We start from the raw sequence: 6,461 nt of genomic DNA, 5'->3' as shown, positions 1-6,461 counted from the left end.
ACTCACCAGCACCAGATCATCAGCAGGCGCAAACCATCAGATAACACCGCGCTATAGAGGAAAACGACCTCTGAGAGGTCGTTTTCAGCTAATTTGTGTCGCTTCACGTGCCACAGGTTGATACTCGCGCCTCTCACGTGTCGGGTTCCTGCACAGGGTGGCGGGAGAAATCACTGATATCAGCTCCCCTTGGAATGAGACAGGCTTCCTAGGGCGAGGCGGGCAATATGGGCTTCCCTCATACCCCGTCAATCGCGCCAACCCCTACAGTCTCCCAAGGGCCGCTCCGTCACGGGGACTTGTTGGGATGAAACAGGATCTGCAGATGAAAACGACCTCTGAATAGGTGTTTTTGATTCCCGGCCGTGAGCTGTGCATACCTGGATGATCTGGGGTGTGAGGGCTGGCGGGGTGGCCAGGCGATACCGTAGAAGTGGTGATCCGCTGCCGCAAACGATGGCGGCCGAGGCGGTGTTCTGCTCCGGTTGGGCAGGTCACGGCAGTGGCGGAGGCTTCAGCGGGTCTGGCAGCGGGAGAGCAGGCGGAGTGCCCGGTGCTGTTTTCTCACGGGATCAAGGCACGGAACCCGGTCAGCAGAGCGTTAAGTCCGACTTCGAACTCGTCGTCGCTGGTCACCTCTGCGAGGGTGTCGGCGTGTAGGGCGATCAGCGGAAGGGCGGCGGCGTCCCGGGAGCTGTACAGCAGACGTCGGTGCTGGATTTCTTCGGGATCCGTATGGTCCAGGCTGAGGTTGAGCTGTACCGAGCCGATGATGAAGGCGGCCAGCGAGGACGCGGCGGCGGACGCGAGTCGGGGGCTGAGGCCGGCGCCGATGAACAGGCCGAGGGAGTACTCCACGCCGGCCAGTGAGTTGGGTCCCAGCCGTTCGGTCCCGTGGAGGAGCGCGGCCACGCCGGGATGCCGACGCAGATGTTCGCGGAAATGGCGGGAGGACCACGCCGCCTTCTCGGCCCAGTCCGCGTCGTCCGGTAGAGGTGAGTGCGCCACATTGATGGCACGGTCGACGAGCAGGGTCACCAGTTCTTCGCGATTGCGTAGGTGCCGGTAGAGAGAGGCCTGCGTGCAGCCGAGTGCCACGGCGACGTTGCGCATCGTCAACGCGGCCGCCCCTTGATCGTCGATGAGTGCGATGGCCGCGTCGAGGATGGCGTCGAGAGTCAGAGACCGTCGCCGGCGCTGCCGCATGGGCGCGCTCTCCCGGGCGCGCCACCAAGCCGCTGTCCCCGGCCTCGGTTCGGCCGCCGGAACGCTTGTCGGGGGTTCGCCTTCCTCGGCTGTCATCAGCGGTTCATCCACCCGGCAAGCCTAATTGCTGGCTGACCGGGGGGCACCCAGCTTAAGATAACGATGTTCGCTTAAGGATTTGAGGAGAACATCATGCGCGCTGTACGCAACACCGACCAGGGCATTGCCGTAACCGAAGCCGACGAGCGGGGTGGGCCCGGGGTACGCCTCAGCATCGCTTCGGCCGGTATCTGCGGCACCGACGTGAACTTCGCGGCCGGCGGGGTGCAGGGCTACATCTATGGTCATGAATTCGCCGGCACGACCGCCGAGGGCCATGCCTACGTGGTCGAGCCCACGATCTACTGCGGAGCCTGTGACCAATGCCGCGCCGGCCACGTCCAGCTGTGCGACGCTCCCGGGCATGGGACGCTCGGAATATTTCGGGACGGAGGAATGTGCGATGCCGTAACCGTCCCCGAGGACATGCTTGTTCCGCTTCCGTCGGGCCTGGATGTACGTGATGCCTGCCTGGTGGAGCCGGCGTCAGTGGCCTGGCACAGTGTCCGCCGCGCGGCGATCGAGCCGGGGGAGCGGGTGGCTGTCGTGGGCGGCGGCAGCATCGGGCTGCTTGCCGCCGCCGCGGCCAGGAGCCATGGAATCGACGTCGATGTCGAGGTACGCCACAAGCACCAGAGGATTGCGGCGGAGCGCCTCGGAGCCGGCTCCGCGGAAGGTGTTTACGACGTGGTGATCGATGCCGCGGGCAGTGAGGCCGGTCTTGCCCGGTGCGCTGAGCTGACCCGTCCCGGCGGCCGCGTCGTGCTGCTGGGTGTCTACCAGGGTTCCGTTCCCATCCCGGCCGACGTCAGTCTGATCAAGGAACTCACCTACGTTTACTCCACCGCTTACGGTCGGCACCACGGCATTCGTGACATGGAAGAGGCTGCAGCGCTGCTCGCCGGCGATCCCGTGATCGCGCAGACGGTGATCACCCATCGCTTCCCGCTCGACGAGGCCGCAGAAGCCTTCCGCGTCGCAGGTGACCGGGCCTCCGGCGCCATCAAGGTCGTCCTCCACCCCTGAGCTACAGCGGAGCGTCCCTGTGACGACGCTGATGGCCGCTGGCAGCCGCCGCCGAGGTCCCGGGTGCAGGAGGGTGGCTGGTTCAAACGGGGTCATGCCTGTATCCGGCTTGGCGTCACCATCGCATCCCCAACCGATCGTGTCCGCCTCGTCGTTGGGCGGTCGGCCCATCAGCGAGTGTTCGCCGTCCGCACACCCAGCTCAACAGGCGGCGCCAACGCGGGGCGGACGACGTGCCGGAGGCCGGCGCAGAGTAGGACCACCGTCATCCACCGGCCGGCGTCTACCGCGTCCACTGGCTCGTTCGCGGGCTCTTGCGGGTCAGGCGCCGGGTCATCATGGCGATGAGTGCCCAGTTCAGGTGTGCTTCGGAGTGCTGGGGCAGGCGTTCGTAGTCGCGTGCGTTGCGGCGGGCGTTCATGCACCAGCCGATCGTGTGGGGATCAGCACCGACGCGTGGCCCGGACGGTGTCCCTTGAGCGTGTGCGAGAGGGTGGACACCGCGTCCCCATGCAAGTGACCCGCGGCGAAGTGCACGCGGGCTCTTGCGACGGAATCTCACGCCGCGGGGGCGGGCATCGGTGACCTGAGGACGATGCGGGCCAGGATGTGCCATCCCTCGGCTGCCCTGTCGATGGACAGGTTGTGCGTGAGGGCCGCGACGATGGCAAGGCCGCGGCCATGTTCGTCGGGATCGTTGACCGTGGCGGATTTCGTGGCGGATTTCGTGGCATGGCCGTGGTCGATGACCGTGATCTCGAGACCGGATTCAGCACGGGTTACAGCGAGAGTCATGTCGGCACGCCCGTGCTCCACCGCGTTGGTGAGGAGCTCGCTGATGACCAGTTCGGCCGACTGTGCCTCATCCGTGCTGAGCATCCAGCCGGCAAAGATCATCGATGCACGCTTCCTGAGGTACCCGACGGACTCGGGGCGCGCCGACGCCTGGAAGGTGACGCGTAGTGCACCGCGCCTCAGGTGCGGGACGGGAACGCCTCCGCGATCCGTACCGGCCGCCGGTATGGGGACGGCGGCGGTGCTTGTCAGGGTGGACATGGGCAGCCACCTCCATTCGTCTCTCGCCGGCCTCGGCAACCGGGTCATAAAGGACGCTAGGAGCGGCAAACACTTACGTCAAACGTTTGATATAAAAAGTTCGTCAAGGGTATACGGATCATCCAGGTCTTGTTCGATCTTGCAGACTACGGCGACCGGAACGTCAACCGGGCCACCTGGAAGTGCGACTGCGCCCTCAACCATCGCGCGGGGTATATGACTTCGGCGCCCCGGCGCCCGCTGTCGAGCGGACGCCGGGCGCATCCCTCAGGCGAACACCGACAGCAGGAGCGCAGGGGACGGGCACCGCGTCCGGGCAGTCTCGGACGGGCGTGCCACTACCCGGCTTGGACAGGCAGCACGGCGAGCGGTACGTGGTGCTGACCGGCATGCATGTCCCGGTCCCGCAAGGAGCCTTGGCTGACGGGGCGGGGGAAGGAGATTTTGACCACGTTCAGCGAGGGGATCCGATAGAGGGAGACTGTCGTTTCGTCCACGTCGTACAGCCGGGCGATGGTGCCCTCATTGAGGAAACCGGGGTCGGCGGCAATGCGGTAGCCGTCGGTGTCGCGCATGAACAGTTCCATGGTGACCCAGAACGGGCCGGCGTTCTTCGACCGGATTTCGTGGGCGAGGTCGGCAAGTGTGGTCTCAGGCATGGTGCGCGGCCTCCTGGAGGACGAGGCGGAACATGTCGGTGGGGGTGTCGGTGTCGACGACGTGGTTGAGGACGAACTCGTAGGCGGGGCCGCGTTCGGTCTCCGCCGGTGAGGTGGCGAACGCGAGGCTGGGCAGATAATCCATGTCGGCCGTGGGCAGATGCAGCATCAGCGGGTTGGCGATCTTGGCGATGGCGGTAGCGGTGCCCTGGTCGGCGGCGCTGACCAGGAGCATGACGCCTACCTCCCGCGGTGGTCCCGAGGCCGGGTCGAGTTCCTCCAGTACGGCGTTGTAGCCGTAGAGGCGGACGTCGAAGGCGTAGGCGTCTTCTCGCAGCCCGAGGGTCTGCTCCACCCGTTGCCGAAGGATGGTGTGCAGGAGTTCTGCCCAGGCTTCGATGTCGGCGAGGATGTGCGGGTCGCGGATCGCGGAGAACGACATGGTTTCGTAGCCGGTGATCCGGGCGCCTTCGAGCTTGACCGTGTGCTGGTCGGCGGTGTGGAAGCGTGAACCCTCGACCCGTACGGTGCGTTCGTCGAGGGAGGTGTAGGTGGCGTCGCGGACGTCCAGGGTGCCGGCGGGCTCACGCATCTGGAAGGGATTGGCTGTCTCGTAGAGCATGTGGGCGGCGACCGAGTGCGGTGTGCAGGCCGCCGTCGGATCGAGCGGTTCGATGGTGAACCCGTCGGCGTCGATTGTGGCGAACACGCCGCCCGCGCGCGGGTTGGTGGTGCACTGGCCACCGCATTCCACGATTTTGGACGCGTGCCAGGTCGGACCGGGAGGCATCCCTTTCATGAGGGGATACGCCGCGGCGACGGCGGTGTCCGTAGCCCGGCCGGCGAGCACGACGTGGGCGCCTGCTTCGAGCGCGGCGACGATGGGCTCGTGGCCCATCATGCCGACGATGTGCGTGCAGCTCTCCAGCGTTTCGGCCTGCAGCTCGCCCAGCGGCGGCAAGGCGTGGATACGGCCGGCCTCCAGGTGCTGTTTGAGGGTGGTGGCGTCCTGCTCGCTGTAGATGCGGGCGACGTTCAGTCGCAGACGCTCCTCGGACTGGATGGCGGCCACGATGCCGGCGACCCAGTCGACTCCGCTGTCGGTTCCGCTGGTGCCGCATGAGCCGACGATCAGCGGAATGTCCGCGCGCGCCGCTGCCTTGAGCAGGATGCGAAGGTCACGGGCGACCGCGGCCGTCGTGGTCTTGGGCACGGAAGCGCCGAGGTAGTGGGGGCCGGAGTCGGTGCTGCCACCGTCGATGGCTATGACGTCGGCGCCGAGCGCCAGGCCCCGCTCGATGGTCGCCTCGCTGAAGCCTGCGCCGAGCATGCCCGCAGGCACCAGAATGCCCACCTTCTCGGCCGGTCTGTCCTTCGTGCTCATCGGTTCCTTCTCTGGCGTCTGGTCGTGTCAGGGTGGGTGGTCGGTTCAGCCGGTCCGCTTGGCGGGCGGGTCGGCCAGGTGAGGGGTGTTCACCGCGAAGCGCGGGCGCCCGGCGAGCGCCGCGAGAAGCTCGTCCGCTCCTTCCGAAGCGGCTGCCGCACGGGCCTGGTCCGTCTGACCGGCCATGTGCGAATAGACGACGATGCCGTCCACACCGCGCAGCGGGCTGTCGGAGGGGAGTGGTTCCTGGACGGTCACGTCCAATGCCGCACCGGCGATCTGCCCGGTGCGCACGGCCTCGGCCAGGGCCTGTTCGTCGACGATGGCTCCACGAGCGGTGTTGATCAATACGGCGGTCGGTTTCATCGCGCGGAATGCCGCAGGGCCTAGCAGGCCGCGGGACCGCTCGGTGAGCGCCGTGTGCACCGACACGTAGTCGGCCTCGGCCAGCAGTTCGGGTAGCCCCACGAAATGCACGGTGGCATCGGCCTGTTCGGCGTGCGGGACACCGGTCGTGCAGAGCACGCGCATGCCGAATGCCTGGGCCAGCGGTACGACGGCTCGCGCCGTCGCGCCGTAGCCGAGCAGGCCGAGTGTGGCTCCGCGCAGTTCACTGCCGTGCCGGCGAGGCCAGGCACCCTGGGCGACCGCTGTCGCGCTGTGCACCAGTCGTCGTGCCGAGGCCAGCAGCAGGCCCAGGGTGTATTCGGCGACGGCGTTGGCGTTGATCCCGGGCAGGTTGCTCACCGTGATGCCCAGTTTTCCAGCGGCTGCCACGTCGATGGCGTCGTATCCCACGCCGGTGCGCACGATGACACGCAACTGCTGCGCCCGGCGCAGGACATCGGCAGTCAGAGGTTCGTGGCCGACGAGGGCCGCGTCGGCGTCGGCGTAGGCTTCGGCGATCCGTTCATGGTCCCGCACACCGGCGAGGGAGGTGTGCACGGTGGTGTGGCCACGCGTACGCAGGTAGCGGTCGACCTCGTCGCCAGGGCGCAGGTAGTCGGTGGTGATCAGGATGTGCGGCACGG

General features: G+C 66.9%; 6 protein-coding genes and 1 pseudogene. 1 reads left to right on the top strand and 6 read right to left on the bottom strand.

Translation table 11 applies throughout. From position 1 onward, the window contains the following. Positions 1-564: 564 nt before the first annotated feature. Positions 565-1,206 carry a TetR/AcrR family transcriptional regulator gene (locus tag H293_RS0143095; RefSeq protein WP_020123976.1) on the bottom strand — a complete coding sequence of 214 codons (642 nt, stop codon included), beginning with the start codon at positions 1,204-1,206 and terminating at the stop codon, positions 565-567. Positions 1,207-1,398: 192 nt separating this feature from the next. Between H293_RS0143095 and H293_RS0143090 the strand changes: the two genes are divergently transcribed. Beyond that, positions 1,399-2,331 carry a zinc-dependent alcohol dehydrogenase gene (locus tag H293_RS0143090; RefSeq protein WP_020123975.1) on the top strand — a complete coding sequence of 311 codons (933 nt, stop codon included), beginning with the start codon at positions 1,399-1,401 and terminating at the stop codon, positions 2,329-2,331. Positions 2,332-2,638: 307 nt separating this feature from the next. On the opposite strand, the pseudogene H293_RS60865 reads toward H293_RS0143090, so the two are convergent. The 5 genes and pseudogenes from H293_RS60865 to H293_RS0143065 all read right to left on the bottom strand — a co-directional run. After that, positions 2,639-2,758 (bottom strand): annotated as a pseudogene (locus H293_RS60865) (IS5-like element IS4811 family transposase); the annotation flags it as partial. Between the two features lie 131 nt (positions 2,759-2,889). Further along, positions 2,890-3,387, bottom strand: a complete 498-nt coding sequence (locus H293_RS51410) for an ATP-binding protein (RefSeq protein WP_020123973.1) — start codon at positions 3,385-3,387, stop codon at positions 2,890-2,892. A 338-nt stretch (positions 3,388-3,725) separates the two neighbouring features. Beyond that, positions 3,726-4,046, bottom strand: a complete 321-nt coding sequence (locus H293_RS0143075; RefSeq protein ID WP_020123972.1) for a DUF4387 domain-containing protein — start codon at positions 4,044-4,046, stop codon at positions 3,726-3,728. Further along, the gene (locus tag H293_RS0143070) at positions 4,039-5,430 is read right to left on the bottom strand and encodes an acyclic terpene utilization AtuA family protein (protein ID WP_020123971.1); all 1,392 of its coding nucleotides are present in this window, start codon (positions 5,428-5,430) and stop codon (positions 4,039-4,041) included. The genes H293_RS0143075 and H293_RS0143070 overlap by 8 nt, the downstream gene beginning before the upstream one ends. 45 nt (positions 5,431-5,475) lie before the next feature. After that, a complete protein-coding gene (locus tag H293_RS0143065; RefSeq protein ID WP_020123970.1) occupies positions 5,476-6,459 on the bottom strand; it encodes an NAD(P)-dependent oxidoreductase in 984 nt (327 codons plus the stop codon). Between the last annotated feature and the right edge of the window lie 2 nt (positions 6,460-6,461).

The sequence above is a fragment of the Streptomyces canus 299MFChir4.1 genome, assembly GCF_000383615.1.
GTDB lineage: Bacteria > Actinomycetota > Actinomycetes > Streptomycetales > Streptomycetaceae > Streptomyces > Streptomyces canus_C.
Note: the sequence above shows the minus strand (reverse complement) of the source record. Positions and strands in the feature narration are given on the sequence as shown.